The sequence below is a fragment of the Neobacillus sp. PS3-40 genome (assembly GCF_030915485.1).
Classification (GTDB): Bacteria; Bacillota; Bacilli; order Bacillales; family Cytobacillaceae; genus JAUZPL01.
In genome coordinates, this window is sequence record NZ_CP133266.1 from 1406683 (window position 1) to 1423906 (window position 17224).

The window sequence follows — 17224 nt, forward strand, 5'->3', positions numbered from 1 at the left end:
TGCTAAGTTAGTTCAAAAGGCAGTATACTTATTTTGTAGATTGACGATGTTCGATTCGATGCGGTAAAACAACAATGTTTTCTGATACATTTTCTTTATTCATCAGCTTCGTAAGTAAGCGCATGGCTACTGCTCCAATGTCGTACAATGGTTGAACAATAGTTGTTAGCTGTGGCCGAACCATTAATGAAAGACGTGTATTATCTGAAGTGATTACTTCAAAGTCTTCTGGAATATTGAAACCTTTATCTTCTGCACCATGAACGACCCCAAGAGCCATTTCATCAGATCCAACTAAGATGGCCGTCGGTCTCTCCTGACTTTCTAATAACTTATCAAAAGCCTCTAAACCAGAATCGTAAGTATAATCACCCTCGAAAACAAGATCCTCATTCAAAGGAATACCAGCATCTTTTAGTGCATTCTGATAGCCCTTAAGCTTTTTCTCTGCGTTTTTTGGCTCATGAAGTGGACCGACAACAAAGGCGATATTCTTATGCCCCTTATCTATAAATTCCTTAACCGAGTCATAAACTGCCTGCTCATAATCAATATTAACGGAAGGAATCACATTGGTCTCTTCAATGGAGCCAGCAAGTACAATCGGCACAGGAGACTTTTCAAATTCTTCCACATGCCCAGAAGTAATATTGCCTCCCATAAATACAAGACCATCGACTTGTTTTCCTAACATGGTATTTAACAAATGCAATTCCTTCTCTTTATTTTGATCGGAATTGCTTAGAATAATATTATATTTGTACATCGTAGCAATGTCTTCAATACCCCGGGCTAATTCGGCAAAGAATATGTTCGATATATCGGGTATTATTACTCCAACAGTTGTCGTTTTTTTACTAGCTAACCCTCTGGCAACTGCATTTGGTCGGTACCCCAGCCTATCAATGACTTCAGAGACTTTTTTGCGTGTAACCGGTTTTACGTTTGGGTTCCCGTTCACTACTCGCGAAACCGTTGCCATTGAAACATTTGCTTCTCGTGCAACATCATATATGGTAATATTCACCTTTGACACTCTCCTTAAAACGAAACATGTTTTTCTTATTTTACGGCAGTATTCATTAACCTAATCATTTTTTCTCAAGTTTGTGAGAAAATAAGCAATCTGCAATATTATTTAATGATACGATAAGAACCTTAATGCCGCAATCGTAATATCCACTTTTTAAACTTTCATTATGAAATGATGGAAAAGCCTTCTGCTATTATTGCAGAAGGCTTAGTTCCTATCTACCTAGACATTAACTTCGAACAAAATTTGAAGCAAGTATTTCATGATAAAAATGATCGAACTGTCCAAGGTCCATTTGCTGTTGTGCATCAGAAAGTGCAACAGCTGGGTCTGGATGGACTTCAGCCATCACCCCGTCAGCCCCGATTGCAAGGGCAGCCTTAGCAGTTGGAAGAAGTAGGTCCCTTCTTCCTGTTGAATGCGTAACATCAACAAAGACCGGTAAATGAGTTTCTTGTTTTAGAATCGGCACAGCAGAAATATCTAGTGTATTTCTAGTTGCCCGTTCATATGTCCTTATGCCTCGTTCACACAGAATGATCTGACCGTTTCCCTGTGCCATAATATATTCTGCTGCATTTATAAACTCTTCTATCGTAGCTGCCATACCCCGTTTTAGTAAAATTGGCTTATTTATAGCACCTGCAGCTTTTAATAGTTCAAAATTTTGCATATTTCGGGCACCAATTTGAATAACGTCAAGGTATTCAGCAGCCATCTCAATATCAGCAGGATTTACAATTTCACTAATAACTGCCATATCGTATTCATCAGCAACACGCTTTAGAATTTTTAAACCTTCAACACCTAAACCTTGGAAATCATATGGAGAAGTTCTAGGTTTATAAGCACCTCCACGCAAGAGTTTGAGTCCTTTTTCTTTCATATTCTTTGCAACTGTTGCTACCTGTTCATATGACTCCACTGCGCAAGGACCAAAAACAAACCTCTGCTTCCCATCTCCAATCATTTCACCTTTTACATTTACAATTGTATCTTCAGGTTTTTTCTTTCTAGAGACAAGCAGTGCTTTGCTATGATCATCCTTTTGCAAATCTAATCCTGCCTTAAAAATTTCTTTAAAGATATGGTCAATTGTTGAACTTTCAAAAGGACCGTCGTTATGCTCCTTAATTTTGTCAAGCATCATTCTTTCCCGGACCGGATCATAGCGATATACACCTTGGCTTTCTTTTACTTGCCCTATCTCTTGAACGAGCTGGGCTCTCTCATTAATTAGCCCCAATAATTCTAGGTTAAGCTCATCAACACGTGTTCTTAATTGATCCAACTTCTTGCTCATAAATTGTCCAGTCCTTTCTTCGTTAAAGCGTTAAAGATAATGAATTTTCTAACCATTTTACACTAAATTTCAATAAAAAGCTTATAATTATACTCGAATTCAACTTTTCGCTTTCATTCTTCTTTATTGGTTCAAGAAAATATGTTACATTTTTCTATATATTAGGATTTATTATATCGGAATTTATTTTCCTTGTCACGCATTTTTTCTTTATTAATTAAACGCTTTTAAGTATTAAAGTAAGCAATATATTTTATCCACTAGAAGAAGGTGCTTATAGTTTGCATGAAAGTAAAACCATTTTTGCACTCGATATTGGAACACGATCCGTTGTCGGAATAATCCTAGAAGAAACAGAAGGAAATTTTCATATTATCGATATTTTTTCAAAAGAACATTCAGAACGTTCCATGCTTGATGGTCAAATTCACGACATCCTTTCTGTTTCAAAAATTATTATTGAAATTAAGGAAGAACTAGAAAAAAAGTATGGACCGCTTCATAAAGTTTGTGTAGCTGCAGCCGGTAGATCATTGAAAACAGAAAAGGCTGAAGCCACCGTAAAGATAAACAGGAAACCAATGCTCCAAAAGCAAGATATTCTTCATCTTGAATTAAGTGCTGTTCAAAACGCACAAGCAAGTGTTGCTGAAAAACATTTTGATAAAAGTCAATTTTATTATTGTGTTGGCTATTCCGTCTTATACTATCGACTTGATGGCGAGGAAATAGGAAATTTAATCGACCAACAAGGCGATGAAGCTTCAGTCGAAATCATTGCAACGTTCTTACCCAAGGTTGTGGTGGAATCACTCATCGCAGCACTAAGTAGGGCAGGATTGGAAATGGAAGCATTGACGCTTGAGCCAATAGCTGCCATCAATGTCCTTATCCCGCAATCGATGCGGAGATTAAATGTGGCATTGGTTGATATTGGGGCAGGTACCTCTGATATTGCATTAACTGACATGGGTACAATTATTGCTTATGGAATGGTTCCAGTGGCTGGTGATGAAATTACTGAAGAGATTAGTGAACAATTTTTATTAGACTTTCCTCTTGCTGAAAAAGCAAAAAGAGAACTCATTGAAAATGAAACGGTAACAATTACCGATATTCTTGGATTTGAAACAGAGATAGCAAAGGACGAGATGATCAAACAAATCTCACCTGCCTTAAATCATCTTGCAAACTCCATTTGTAGTGAAATTTTACGTTTAAATAACAATCATTCACCTAAAGCAGTTATGCTTGTCGGGGGTGGAAGTCTTACCCCGGAATTACCTATACGAGTGGCAAACCTTCTGCAACTTCCTGTTAATCGGGTGGCAATCAGAGGTATTGATGCTATCTCTTCTCTAACCATTGCTGAGCATATCCATCGAGGGCCCGAGCTTGTGACACCTATAGGAATTGCAATTGCTGCCCATAACACACCTGTTCAGTATGTTACAGTTACTGTAAATGAACAGCCTATCCGTCTTTTCGAAGTAAAAAGTCTTACGGTCGGGGATTGTCTTCTTGCGGCAGGCATAAAAATGAACAAGCTTTATGGAAAACCTGGGATGGCAAAAATAGTTTCGTTAAACAACAAAATGATTACGATTCCTGGTAAATTAGGTGACCCTCCAAGGATCTTAAAAAATGGACAGCCTATTGTACTAGACGATTTAGTTAAAAATGGGGATCAAATTTTTGTTGAAAAGGGAAACGATGGCATGGAAACGATGCTGCAAATAGGAGATTTAATCGATCATTTACCAACCCTAAAAATTACACTTAATAATAATGACATCGATGTCACTTCCGAAATTTTATGTAATGGCGTAAAAGCTACTAAAGAAAAGATGCTTGAGGATCGAGACGAAATTCTTGTTATGCTTCCTAAGACAATTGAAGATATTCTTATGTCTGTGAATCCCGATCTACTAGTAGAATTGGAACCGTTCAAACTCCATATAAATGGAGTGGTTATAGATTTTTCTTCTTTAAATGGGAAAGCTTTTCTCAATGGAGAGGAGGTCAATAAACAGACCGTTATTACCCAATTCGATCAAATTTTGATAACAAGTAAAGAAAAATTAACTGTCGGAAAACTAGATGAGCTTAAACAAATTAAACTAAATTACAGTATCCCTGTCTTTTTTAATGATCAAAAAGTAATTTTAACGCAAAAGGTAGCAGAGGTTTCGAGAGAGGGACATATTCTTTTAGACAGTGATCAATTGTTTAATGGGGACAAAGTCACTATTGATCAGAAAGAATCTGAGCCATTCATTTTTCAAGATTTATTTAAACATGTTGAAATTGAAATGCCTACAAACGCAAAAGGTACCTATGTCTTACTAAAAAACAATGATCACACCACTTTCTATGATTCAATCGCCCCTGGAGACGATTTAAAGATTGTCTGGCCATTGGTCCAAGAAATATACTAAAAACTGATAGAACAAAAAAGGCATCCTATCGGATGTCTTTTTTGTTCTATTCATTATCACTAAAAGCACTTGCTAACGATTGATTTTTAATTTTCCAGTGTGAGGCATGCCAAACGGCTTCTGTATTTGAAAATAGAATAGCTTGTGGTGATTCATGTTTTATCTGATATTTATCTGCTATTTCATTTGACAGCGGTCGTGAATCCTGAACAGTTAAAAAATAGGTTGGTATATCTTTATGATCATCAGCGAACTTTTGATATTCCTGATAAGCAGCTTGGCTTACAGGACATGTTATGCTATGTTTCAAAAGAAAAAATTTATTCTTAGTTTTTACCAAATTATCAAATTGATTAATTTCATCTATTTTCTCCAACAAATATCACTCCTACATTTAATAAACGGTGAAGTCATTTTAGCACTTCACCGTTTATTAAACAAATTATTAAGTATTATTTCATTACCTTTTTTTCTTCTTCTTCAAGCGCTTTTTTTGCTTCCTCTATTTTCATTCTTACTTCTATTTCTTTGGTAGGCTTTTTACTATTTGTTTTTATATCTCGATCAATGATCGAAATATAATTTGTTACATTTGTGCCCCCATCTTCATCTGAATCAGTGAGCGATAAATTTTTCGTTTTATTTACTACACTCTTTGTAAATAAGGCTGTTTTCTCTTTTGACATGGAAGCTAATTCATTGCCCCTCACCCAAACATTTTCGCCCACAAGTGTAGTTTTATCACTTAAATTTTTGCGAAGTTCTTTACCAGGTCTAGGAGCAAAAAGTAGCGCTGCCGCTACGCCAATCATTCCACCTATTAAAGCACCTACTAAAAATTTATTGGAGCTTTTAGATTCTTTAATTTGGCTTTGACTGGAATCTCGTGTATCGTTTTCTCTTCCCGCCATCATAACCCTCCTATCAAAATTCAATCTTGACCAATCACTTTTTTCAATTTTCTCTTGTTAAAGATTATTTTCTTTTGATTTTTTGGCTTTCCATTTGTCCTTCAATTCAAAGAACAATGTGCTCACTTGTATAATTTGTGAAAGCTTTTCCTTATTTTGATCTACATGATCATTCACAGTATCCGTGATATTTCGAAGTGATTGATTGAACTTATTTACAGTTAAACCAACACCTTTTACCGCGTCTAACATACTGTTTAAGCTCTCAGACTTTTGCTGAAGATCTTCAGCAAGTGCATTCGTTTTATGCAATAGCAATGTTGTTTCAGATGTTACACCTTCAACCTGTTTCTCCAACCCCATTAAAGTATTAGAGACGCTATCTAAAGTCTTTTGGAGTGATTTTAATGTTTTAGACAAATAAATGACTAATACAAAAAATGCGACCGCTATCAGAGCAACGCTTAAATATAAAATAATTTTCATAGGATACACCTCTACCTTTATCTACAATTTATCTATTTCCCTAAGGTTTTATATCTAAACCCAGTAATATAAATTCGACAAAAAGCTATCATTTCCTGCCAACCCATTTTAAAAATAATGAATGCCCGTAGTTTAGAATTTCTATTTTCGGGTCTTGTTCGGTTACAATAAAACTGTATGATATTTTTTTATGGAGGGGTTACATAATGAAAGATCCACGTATTGAAGAACTCGCCAAAAATTTAATTAATTATTCTGTCCAACTTCAAAAAGGCGAAAAAGTATTAATCGAAAACTTTGGTCTTCAACAGGAACTTGTTTCTGCACTTGTAAAGGAAGCGTATACAGCAGGTGGCTATCCATTTGTCCTTTTAAAAGATCAACAAGTTGACCGTTCCCTTTTAATTGGCGCACAGGAAGAACAATTTAATATGATAGCTAATTTTGAAGCAAGCGTTATGAGTCAAATGGACGGATACATTGGTTTACGCTCTGGAAATAACATAAACGAACATGCCGATGTCCCTGCTGATAAAATGAAAATCTATGGCAGCACTGTCGGGAAAAAGGTTCATCAAGATATTCGTGTTCCAAAAACAAAGTGGGTTGTCCTTCGTTATCCAACTTCGTCGATGGCTCAATTAGCAAAAATGAGCACAGAAGCATTTGAAGACTTTTATTTTAAAGTTTGCAATCTAGATTATGGAAAGATGGATAAAGCAATGGATAGTTTAGCTAATTTGATGAACCGTACTGACAAAGTTCGCCTTACTGGCCCTGGAACTGATTTGACATTCTCTATAAAAGACATTCCGGCGATCAAATGCGCAGGTCGATTAAATATACCTGATGGAGAAGTATATACAGCTCCTGTTCGTGACTCTGTAAATGGTGTAGTTTCCTACAACACCCCATCACCATACCAAGGCTTCACTTTTGAAAATGTTAAGCTGACCTTTAAGGATGGAAAAATTATTGAGGCTATTGCAAATGATACAGAACGGATTAATAAAATTTTTGATACAGACGAAGGTGCACGTTATGTAGGCGAATTTGCTATCGGTGTTAATCCGTATATCCAAAACCCAATGCAAGACATTTTATTTGATGAAAAAATTGATGGCAGCTTCCACTTTACACCTGGACAATGCTATGATGATGCTTTTAACGGAAACCATTCCAATATTCATTGGGATTTGGTTAATATCCAACGTACCGAATATGGCGGCGGAGAAATCTATTTTGATAATATCTTGATCCGTAAAGATGGGCGTTTTGTTATTCCTGAGCTTGAAGAATTAAATCCAGAAAATCTTAAATAATCCAACAGAATTATTTAACATATGATTATTTTAAAAGGAAAGGATGCCTGCAATAAAGGGCATCCTTTCTTTTTTATAGTATCTAATTTATTTAACCTTATTAAGGCCAGAAATTATTGCACTATTCTTAACTAAGCTGCTTTTCATATGCTTCTTGGAACTTTTGAATATCTCCAGCTCCCATAAAAATAATGATACTATTTTCGTGTTTCTTTAAAATAGCGGTGTTTTCTTCAGATATTATTTCAGCTCTATCTATCTTCTCTTGTAAATCTTTAATGGAAAGCTTACCATGGTTTTCACGCGCAGATCCAAAAATTTCACATAAATATACTTTGTCAGCAGCGTTTAAACTATTTGCAAAGTTATCAAGAAATGCTTGAGTACGTGAAAATGTGTGTGGCTGAAATACTGCGACAATCTCATTATTAGGGTACTTTTGCCTTGCAGCATCAATCGTTGCTTTAATTTCTGTCGGATGGTGGGCATAATCATCAATTAGGATTTGTGACCCTTTTACTTTCTCAGAAAATCTCCTCTTCACACCTTGAAACGAATTTAGTTGAAATTCTACAACTTCAACAGCTATTTCTTCATAATGACATAAAGCAATAACGGCAAGCGAATTCAATACATTATGATCCCCGAATGCAGGGATAGAAAATGTATGATAAAAAGTATTTCTAATAAACACATCAAAGGTCGTTCCATCCGTTGCTTTCACAATATTTTTAGCCTGATAATCATTTTCTTCGCCAAATCCATAAAACAAAACAGGTACCTTTGCCTGGATTTTTTGTAGCTGTTCATCGTCACCACAGGCGAAAATACCCTTTTTAACTTGCCATGCCATTTCTTGAAACGCAGAAAAAACATCATCAATATTGGCAAAATAATCAGGATGATCAAAATCAATATTTGTCATTATGGTGTAATCTGGAAAGTAAGATAAGAAGTGTCTTCTATACTCACATGCTTCAAAAACAAAATACTCAGAGCCCACTTCACCTTTACCAGTTCCGTCTCCAATTAGAAACGAGGTAGGCTTTGCCCCTTTCATTACATGGGCAAGCAAACCTGTCGTAGACGTCTTCCCATGTGCACCTGTAATTGCAATGCTCGTAAAACTCCGCAAAAAATCTCCCAAAAACCGATGGTATCGGACAATTGGAAGTCCAAGCTTCATTGCCTCTTGAATTTCTTCGTGTGTATCAGGAAAAGCATTACCTGCAATAATCGTCATTCCCGGCTGGATATTTTCCTTTTGAAAGGGAAGAATCTTTATTCCTGATTGTTCAAGAGCCAGTTGAGTAAAAAAGCGCTTTTCGACATCAGAGCCTTGCACATTATATTTCATATCGTGCAGAACTTGTGCAAGAGCACCCATTCCAGACCCCTTAATACCCACAAAATGGTAAATAGTCATGTAAAGAACCTCCAACCAACGTCTATCTGTAAAACAGTATATGACATTTGTCTGTATTTGCTAATTGTACCAAAGAAAAGCGAAATCACCTTAAAGAGCAATCTAAGGTTGTTCCATCGAGTCCAATGTCTATTCAGCATTCCTTTGTAGTCAGCCTTTTCAAACATTGGACAACGCCACTTATCTAAAGTCTAATTATTTGTTATTCATAATAAGTTATTATAGCACTATCCTATCCTAAAGACTATGGAATATGGGGAATATGTCTATACTCTAAACTAAACCCATCATTGGTATTATTGACCACAGTTATAAAGAATACTATAAATTAATTGGTTGAACTTGCCTGCATAGCCTCTAGATCCGTTTCTGTTATGAGAACTTCACGTGGCTTGCTCCCATTAGCACCTGAAATATAGCCTTGTTTTTCCATCAGATCCATTAACCTTGCTGCCCTGTTATAGCCTATCTTAAACCTACGCTGTAAGCTTGAGGTAGAGGCACCGCCCTGGTCTATAAAAAATTCACATACCTCATAGAAAAGCTCATCTTCTTCCTCTATGACTTGAGCCTTTTTTAACAATTCTTCTTGTTCAAAAAAATAATCAGGTTCCCTTTGTTCTCGAATATGTGCAACAACAAGGTCTATCTCTTCATCTGACACAAAGGTCCCTTGCAAGCGAACAGGCTTGGAAGAGCCATTCTCTAAAAATAACATATCCCCTCGGCCCAGTAATTTTTCTGCCCCACTAATATCTATTATTGTTCTAGAATCAACTTGCGAGGAAACTGAGAAAGCGATCCTTGTCGGTATATTTGCTTTTATTAACCCCGTAATGACATCTACCGATGGTCTCTGCGTGGCAACGATAAGGTGAATTCCGCATGCCCGGGCTTTTTGAGCAATTCGACAAATAGCTTCTTCTACATCCGCTGGTGACATCATCATTAAGTCTGCTAATTCATCGATCACGATTACAATGAATGGAAGTTTATCAGAATATTGTTTATGTTGCATTGCCAATTCATTGAAGCGGCTAATATCTCGCACACCTGTATGAGCAAAAAGCTGGTAGCGTCTCTCCATTTCATCTACTGCCCATTTTAATGCAGCCGTTGCAGCTTTCACATCCGTGATAACAGGACTAACCAGATGTGGGATATGATTATATGGCGCAAGTTCAACCATTTTTGGATCAATTAATAAAAGCTTCAAATCTTCAGGGCTTGCTTTATATAATAAGCTGATAATCATTGTATTAATGCATACACTTTTACCTGATCCTGTCGCACCGGCAATTAACCCATGCGGCATTTTCTTTAAATCAGTGACAATCGGCTTGCCAGAGATATCAAGTCCTAAAACGGCTGTCAACGGGGATGCAGCTTCACGAAAAATGTTACTTTGAATGATTTCACTTATTAAAACAGGTCTTGATTTTACATTTGGCACCTCTATGCCAATCGTATGCTTTCCAGGGATCGGTGCTTCGATTCGAATATCCCTTGCAGCAAGACTTAGTTTGATGTCATCCGTTAAGTTTGTCACCTTGTTTACTTTTACACCAGGTTCGGGCTGTACTTCAAATCGAGTAACAGAAGGACCTTGAGTAACATTAACAACACTAGCCCCTACATTAAAGTTTTGAAGGGTTTGATTTAAAATCTCCTCTTGCACCATTACCCATTCAGAATCCATCTCTTCTGTAACAGGCTCTTTAAGTAAATTGAAAGTAGGAAATACATAAGGCTCAAACCCAATATAGTCTTGAATCACTTCATCAGGTTTTATCAGATAATCTAGTTCAGGCATTTCAATGCCCTCCGCTGATAGTGATTGCTGCAAAGGCTCCACAAGTTCAATGATATCCATTGATAGAGGTTGTTGCACAGGCTCCACTACTTCTATCACTTCTTTTGTTTGTGATTGCTGTGCAGGTTCCACAGGTTCAATGATTTCCATTGATAGAGGTTGTTGTACAGGCTCCACAGCTTCCGTTATTGGGAATTTTGGAATTTCTTCTCTTTCGGTACGTTCCGCTATCGGAATGTTGGACTGTGGATTTTCCTTTATCTCCCTATGTCGTCTTTGTTCCCATTTTTGTTTATCTTGCTTTAGCATCATTACATTAAAAGGAAGATGGGATCTTTTTGTTTTTTCTGGTTCAGCATCAGCTTGGACTGCTTCCTCAGACATCAATGTTTCAGTTAACTCTTCACTAGTGCATTCATCTCGTAATGGTACTATTTCTACCACCTGATCATTTACTGCGAAGGTTTCTGTCTCACTTTGAGGATCTTCAGTAATTGTGATTAAATTTTCTTCTAAAATAAGGTCTACTATCTTATTATGCTCCGTAATTTCCTGTGAAATAGTTTCTTGCTCACAAATAACAGGAGGCTCCATATTATTTTCAAGTATATATGATGGTTCATCCTTCGAAATTAAATCATCTTGATCTTCAAAAGGCGTACTTTCAAAAAAATGACTTAGTTCATGTTCCACAATCTCTGTATCTTCAACTACAGGACGGCTAAATCCAAAAATAGGTGAAGGTATTTCTGTTGGTCGAAATGGTCCACTGCTTCGTTTTTTTTGGATAAGTTCATTTTTTAGAAGTGGTTTTTCTATCTTTGAAGGAGCACTAACTTGCACTCTTCCCTTTTTTTCCTCAGTCTGTTTTCTTTGTTCGTGAACACGTGCTACTGGCCTTTTTAATGGCATTCCTTCATCAGGAATAAGAGGGAAACGGAACCGACCTTTTGGATATTGATAGGTAATTCTAGCTTCTATATCTTTAGTAGAGTCCATTTTCCTATGAATAATTTCGCTCTCACTATTGTTTCTATCAACACCAAAATTATCCAATTGTTCTTCTTCATCTTTTCTTAACCTTTGAAAAAAGTCTTGGATCCAGCTCAAAACAATCACTCTTTCTAATTCATCTATCATTCTATTTTAACAGTATTTGATGAAAATTCGACAGAAAATCTAATAATAAGTCGAAAGAAGGATTTTAGTGACAGAAAGCATAAAGAAAACTTGGCTAGCGCCAAGCCTTAAGGCGCCGGCGATAGCCTAGTTGCCCTTATGCGCTAGCAGAATTTATGGATATAAATTCTGATTAGCAAAAAAAAGATCACTAAATTGTGATCCCTTTTCATAAATTATGCTATTTTTTTTTATTTTTCCCTAAAATGAAAATCGGCTCTAATTCTCCTGATTCATATAAAAAAGACAATGCCGTGATAGGGACACGTCCATTCGTAAAGAAGCCCATTGACATTTGGGCTAAAACGTCATAGCCAGCGTCATTTTGAATATCGGCAATTATTAAGACATCTTGATGCGGAACAGCAAGCACCATTGTCCCGGTAACTTTCTTTTCTATTTCATTTAAGAATCCTTTATTTAAAATACGACTTGCATCATACCCATCATTTGTATTGAGAAAATAAAAAACATTTCCTGCAACACGGTCCTCTTTCAAAGGGTTCGAAAGTGACCTGACATTAAATAAAGCAATTTCCTTAATTCTTTTGTCATTCCATCCTTCTTTTTCGACTATTTTTGAGTCTATTAAACGATAGGATTTTCCCATATCAACCGCATAATAAATTCTTGTTTCCGCCGTATGTTCTTCAAATAGAAATGGAGTACCTTCCGTGGCTTCAGTTGGAAATGACGTAGATCGAATAACAGGGTAAATCTTTTTCTCATAATCTTTGATCTGCAAAGGATTTTCCATGGCATGTAGGCCTTCCTCTACATAATAGACTACTTCTTCAATTGCTTTTTCCTTTTCAATATGCCATTTAGCGATAATTCCCGACAAAGATACAGTAATCCCTTTTCTTGTACCTTTACTCTCAATTCTTAGCTGATCTTTATCACGATTGTATGAAATAACTCGATCGGCATTTGCCAACCGTGCTTCTAATTCCTGTTTCATTATTATACTATTCATTTTCATTTATAATCCCTCCGCAAAAAGGAGTTGCAAAAACTTAAAAACTCTCCATCCAAAAGTTGAAGGAGAGTATTGGTTAAATTATTTTAAGTCAGCTATAAATCCTTCGATTTCTTCTTGTGTTTTTCGATCTTTGCTAACAAATCTACCTAGTTCTTTTCCATCCTCGAATCCAATAAAGCTCGGAATTCCATATACATCTAGTTGTTGGCACAAATCAATAAATTGATCGCGATCCACATGAAAAAATGTAAATTCATTATATTTTTGCTCAATTTCAGGCAATATTGGTTCGATTACGCGACAATCTGGGCACCAATTTGCTGAAAACATAAATAGACTCTTACCTTCATTTTTGATCTGTTCGAACTGCTCCATCGATTCTAAATTTTTCATATGACTGCCTCCAATTTGTAATTTCAGCTCAATTTAATTAATAGTTCAAATCATAACAGACTAAAAGACTGCCAGTCCACCAATATGCAAATGGATCTCAGTTGGTTTATTTATTGATGGTTTTTACCGAGTTCATGATTTGCATCATTGCTGTTGCTTCCTCCTTCAAACTACTCGTTTTGGCTTGTGTTGTTATTTTCGTTCCACCAATTCCAATCGTCAGTTCATTCATGCCGTCCTTTAATCTTGCTACGATTAGGTAGCCCATTCTTTTTTGATCCTTAAATGTCTCATTTGTTTCAAGTTGTTTGTATTGGGCAATAGACGCTTTGTACACAACATTACTAGAGGCATTTTCTTGTGGATTATTGAATAGGATATAAGTCTTAGACCCATTTTTCAAAATAATATTATGGGGAGACTTATCTTTTATTTCATAGCCAAAAGGTAAATAAAAACGAATCTTTACACTTTTATTATTTGGCCTTTTAATTTTTTCTTTAAAAGTTGTTTTAACAGCTTTTACAGTTACTTTACTTTCTTCCTTATAAGAAGTATTAGAACAGGCACTTAATACTAATGCGGATATCAAAAAAGCAACAATAGTTTTGAAGGGCTTTCGCATAAGTTCCTCCTTGGTAGGTACGATGATCTATCTATCATACCTTCAAAAACCTTTTTATGACAATCCATCATGTAAATTTTAGTAGCAATTTAATCAACATGAATGTTTTTGTTTATATTCATACTGCCCAATTAGCATATTCATTATATGTGTAAACATATCAACACGATTGATAAGGCCATTTGTGAAAATTCCGACTGCTCCTTCGTGCTTTCTTACATTTTGTATTTTCACATAATCATCCATAACTGGGCCTAGTTCTTCTCCGTTTCTTAATCTATTTGCAATTTCTTCTGGAAGTAATATCCTTGCTCCCCCAGCGATAATCGGTTCCATATTTTTTGATACGAGTGCCCCCCAATTACAAATGAAGAGCCCTTGGGTTGTTTCCTGAACGCCACCTTCAAGCCCAATCCCGATATCCCCCAGGGCAGCATGTAAAGAATTCATTGCCCGATTGATCGCACCCTTAATTGTCTCTTCATCAGAAAAGGGCTGATCCCTGACTCCAGATGGAATATCCAAGGAAATAATCTCAATGTCTTCAGGGAAAGCATTTTTAACAGCCATTATTTTTGCAGGGTTTTTTGAACCAATGATAATTTTCATGTTGTATTACTCCTTACTTATTTAAAGACACAGAAGAGGAGACATAACGAATGCCTCCTTGGTAATGTAACTTAGCTATTGGCTTTTATTGAATCAATTGTTGTTTGATCACAAGCCTTGACTAGGTTTATGACTAATTCCTTTGCAGCCGCATAGTCATCAATATGGATAATTGAAGCGTGTGTATGAATGTATCGTGAGCAAATCCCGATTACAGCACTTGGAATCCCATCATTAGATTGATGTACCCTACCTGCATCCGTTCCACCTTGGGAAACAAAATATTGATATGGAATATTATGCTTTTCAGCTGTATCAAGCACAAATTCTCTCATGCCTCGATGCGTTACCATAGAACGATCAAGAATTCTGAGCAAGGTTCCTTTTCCTAATTGGCCAAATTCTGATTTTTTTCCGGTAGCGTCATTTGCTGGGCTTGCATCAAGTGCAAAGAAGATATCAGGTTTAATCATATTTGCAGCTGTTTGAGCTCCACGTAAGCCCACTTCTTCCTGAACGGTTGCTCCAGAATAGAGTGTATTTGGTAATTGTACACCCTTCAATTCTTGCAAAAGTTCAATTGCTAAACCGCATCCATAGCGGTTGTCCCATGCCTTTGCTAAAATTTTCTTCTTATTGGCCATCGGCGTAAACGGGCAAATTGGAAGGATTGGTTGGCCTGGCTTGATTCCAATTCGTTTGGCATCTTCTCGGTCATCCGCTCCAATATCAATGAGCATATTGCTTATTTCCATTGGTTTGCTCCGCTTTTCTTCATCAAGCAAATGCGGAGGAATTGAACCAATTACGCCTATAACAGGTCCATTTTTCGTCATAACTTGAACGCGCTGTGCCAAAAGAACTTGACTCCACCAGCCGCCTAGGGTTTGGAAGCGTAGCATTCCATTGTCCGTAATTGCTGTTACCATAAAGCCAACTTCATCCATATGTCCGGCAGCCATTATCGTTGGTCCATTACCATTTCCTTTTTTTACTCCGAAAATGCTCCCTAAATTATCTTGAACCAATTCATCTGCATACAAGGATAATTGTTCTTTCATAAACTTTCTAATTAAATGTTCATTACCTGGTGCTGCGGGTAACTCCGTTAAAGTTTTAAAAAGCTTTAATGTATGATCGTTCATGGTCTGGCCCCTTAATTCATTTTTCTGTAAATCATATGTATAACTCCATTTTACAGAAATTTCTCATCACTTACCACTATTTCACTTGAATTGATAATTATATATATTATGTTCTGAATATGTATTAAGATATACTAAAACAGGATTACATTGAGGATCCTATCACGGGGGGGAATTGTAATGAAGTGGAAATCCTTTTTCCTTGGAGCTTCCTTTGGTTTTGTTGGCGGCTACACCCTTAAAAAAATCATTTCAGAAAAAATAAATCTTTCACCTGAAAAGGTATTAGAACTAGTAAAAGATCACTTTAAAATTCAAGGTTCTATTCAAGGCTCGTGGATAAGTATGGAAGTGGAGTCGTTTGAAAAAGGAAAAATTCACTACAAAGCTTATAGAGGCGGTATTTCTATGCTTGTCAATGGAGCGAGTGAACAATATGAGTTTATCGCAGATGCATCGACAGGAACGATTATTGATGTGTTCGAACTATAAAAGAACTCGTTGATTGGTGAGCCCCTTGGGGCGAAGATAGTGACGTAGTTGCACTTATGCGCTAGCAAAAAAAAACAGTCGTCTATAACCAGAGGACGACTGTTTTTTTCTTATCTTTTTCTTGCAATGTTTTCGATCATTTGCCCATCTTTTCCCCATTTTACAGCCCGATAGAAAGCGTCATGATAGAAAGTAAACCATGCATCTTTTTCAACCCCATATGGAAACCACTTTTGCTTGGCTACAATTGAATCCATTGGATAATCATCATATGCGAGAACCCAAAGTGCATTCTGATGGGCATGTGTCGGCATAATATCTCCCATATGTATAGCAACTTCTCCAGAATCTTCAATAATTAAAATGGAATGTCCATCACTATGTCCACCTGTATGAACGAGTTTTAACGCTCCAAAACTCCATATATCCTCAAAAGTTATGACTTGGTTTTCAATTGCTTCCCAATTCTCTTTCCAGTACGTATTTATAGAACGAATATTGGGGGCTCTCATCTCATCCCATTCAATTTTTGAGGTGATTATCTTTGCATGAGGGAAGACAGAATAATATTCATTATCTTCAAGCTTAGTCAGTCCCAATGCATGATCAAAATGTAAATGTGTCATTAAGATATAATCGATATCAGTAGGTGTCAATCCTAATTCAGCTAGAGACTCCTCTACTTCTGATTCCTTTGTTACACCATAGTTCCGCTTTTGTTTATCAGTTAATTTTCCTTTTCCCATTCCACTGTCAACCAATATATGTTTTCCATCCATTTGGATTAACATCGGATCTGATGGCAACTCAATTTGGTTTTTTTCATTGCAAGGATATTTTTTTTCCCAGAGTGGTTTCGGAACGACCCCAAACATTGCTCCCCCGTCTAGATTTGTGTCCCCTCCCGATAACCATGTCAGTGAAACCTTCCCAATTTTCAAACTTTCCATGAATTTTCCCCCTCTACCCCATTTAATTTATTTTATCATCAGCTCGCAAAGATGGAAAATGTTGAGTTAAAGAATAATAAAGAAAACTCGCTGATTGGGCTAGCCCTAAGGGCGATA

At 36.6% G+C, this 17224-nt stretch carries 16 protein-coding genes; 3 read left to right on the forward strand and 13 right to left on the reverse strand.

Features of this window, described 5'->3' with window-relative positions:
* Positions 1-28: 28 nt before the first annotated feature.
* Both ccpA and RCG20_RS07180 read right to left on the reverse strand, forming a co-directional pair.
* Positions 29-1027 (reverse strand): catabolite control protein A, encoded by a 999-nt coding sequence (ccpA, locus tag RCG20_RS07175; protein ID WP_308183550.1) that lies wholly within the window; start codon positions 1025-1027, stop codon positions 29-31.
* 235 nt (positions 1028-1262) lie between these two features.
* Entirely contained in the window at positions 1263-2336 is a 1074-nt protein-coding gene (locus RCG20_RS07180) for a bifunctional 3-deoxy-7-phosphoheptulonate synthase/chorismate mutase (protein ID WP_308183551.1), read from the reverse strand.
* A 281-nt stretch (positions 2337-2617) separates the two neighbouring features.
* Between RCG20_RS07180 and RCG20_RS07185 the strand changes: the two genes are divergently transcribed.
* The gene (locus tag RCG20_RS07185; protein ID WP_308183552.1) at positions 2618-4774 is read left to right on the forward strand and encodes a cell division protein FtsA; all 2157 of its coding nucleotides are present in this window, start codon (positions 2618-2620) and stop codon (positions 4772-4774) included.
* 46 nt (positions 4775-4820) lie between these two features.
* Here the strand turns inward: RCG20_RS07185 and ytxJ are convergent, their stop codons facing one another.
* The 3 genes from ytxJ to RCG20_RS07200 all read right to left on the reverse strand — a co-directional run bounded on the left by ytxJ (position 4821) and on the right by RCG20_RS07200 (position 6171).
* The gene (gene ytxJ, locus RCG20_RS07190) at positions 4821-5150 is read right to left on the reverse strand and encodes a bacillithiol system redox-active protein YtxJ (protein ID WP_308183553.1); all 330 of its coding nucleotides are present in this window, start codon (positions 5148-5150) and stop codon (positions 4821-4823) included.
* 76 nt (positions 5151-5226) lie between these two features.
* Positions 5227-5685 carry a YtxH domain-containing protein gene (locus RCG20_RS07195; protein ID WP_308183554.1) on the reverse strand — a complete coding sequence of 153 codons (459 nt, stop codon included), beginning with the start codon at positions 5683-5685 and terminating at the stop codon, positions 5227-5229.
* A 57-nt stretch (positions 5686-5742) separates the two neighbouring features.
* Positions 5743-6171 (reverse strand): DUF948 domain-containing protein, encoded by a 429-nt coding sequence (locus tag RCG20_RS07200; protein WP_308183555.1) that lies wholly within the window; start codon positions 6169-6171, stop codon positions 5743-5745.
* 206 nt (positions 6172-6377) lie between these two features.
* On the opposite strand from RCG20_RS07200, the gene RCG20_RS07205 reads away from it, so the two are divergent.
* Positions 6378-7493, forward strand: coding sequence for an aminopeptidase (locus tag RCG20_RS07205; protein WP_308183556.1), 1116 nt, complete (start codon positions 6378-6380; stop codon positions 7491-7493).
* Between the two features lie 127 nt (positions 7494-7620).
* Here the strand turns inward: RCG20_RS07205 and murC are convergent, their stop codons facing one another.
* The 7 genes from murC to RCG20_RS07240 form a co-directional block, all read right to left on the reverse strand.
* Positions 7621-8919 carry a UDP-N-acetylmuramate--L-alanine ligase gene (murC, locus tag RCG20_RS07210; protein WP_308183557.1) on the reverse strand — a complete coding sequence of 433 codons (1299 nt, stop codon included), beginning with the start codon at positions 8917-8919 and terminating at the stop codon, positions 7621-7623.
* 328 nt (positions 8920-9247) lie between these two features.
* Positions 9248-11842 carry a DNA translocase FtsK gene (locus RCG20_RS07215; protein WP_374120516.1) on the reverse strand — a complete coding sequence of 865 codons (2595 nt, stop codon included), beginning with the start codon at positions 11840-11842 and terminating at the stop codon, positions 9248-9250.
* Positions 11843-12092: 250 nt separating this feature from the next.
* Positions 12093-12887: a DUF1444 domain-containing protein gene (locus RCG20_RS07220; RefSeq protein ID WP_308184303.1), complete on the reverse strand. Its 795-nt coding sequence runs from the start codon at positions 12885-12887 to the stop codon at positions 12093-12095.
* Positions 12888-12971: 84 nt separating this feature from the next.
* Positions 12972-13286, reverse strand: coding sequence for a thioredoxin family protein (locus RCG20_RS07225; RefSeq protein ID WP_308183558.1), 315 nt, complete (start codon positions 13284-13286; stop codon positions 12972-12974).
* A 106-nt stretch (positions 13287-13392) separates the two neighbouring features.
* Positions 13393-13911, reverse strand: coding sequence for a hypothetical protein (locus tag RCG20_RS07230; protein WP_308183559.1), 519 nt, complete (start codon positions 13909-13911; stop codon positions 13393-13395).
* 93 nt (positions 13912-14004) lie between these two features.
* Positions 14005-14520, reverse strand: a complete 516-nt coding sequence (locus RCG20_RS07235) for a DUF84 family protein (RefSeq protein ID WP_308183560.1) — start codon at positions 14518-14520, stop codon at positions 14005-14007.
* A 71-nt stretch (positions 14521-14591) separates the two neighbouring features.
* Positions 14592-15665, reverse strand: coding sequence for a M42 family metallopeptidase (locus RCG20_RS07240; protein ID WP_308183561.1), 1074 nt, complete (start codon positions 15663-15665; stop codon positions 14592-14594).
* A 180-nt stretch (positions 15666-15845) separates the two neighbouring features.
* On the opposite strand from RCG20_RS07240, the gene RCG20_RS07245 reads away from it, so the two are divergent.
* Positions 15846-16157, forward strand: a complete 312-nt coding sequence (locus RCG20_RS07245) for a PepSY domain-containing protein (protein ID WP_308183562.1) — start codon at positions 15846-15848, stop codon at positions 16155-16157.
* Positions 16158-16267: 110 nt separating this feature from the next.
* On the opposite strand, the gene RCG20_RS07250 is transcribed toward RCG20_RS07245, so the two are convergent.
* Positions 16268-17107, reverse strand: a complete 840-nt coding sequence (locus RCG20_RS07250; protein WP_308183563.1) for a YtnP family quorum-quenching lactonase — start codon at positions 17105-17107, stop codon at positions 16268-16270.
* Between the last annotated feature and the right edge of the window lie 117 nt (positions 17108-17224).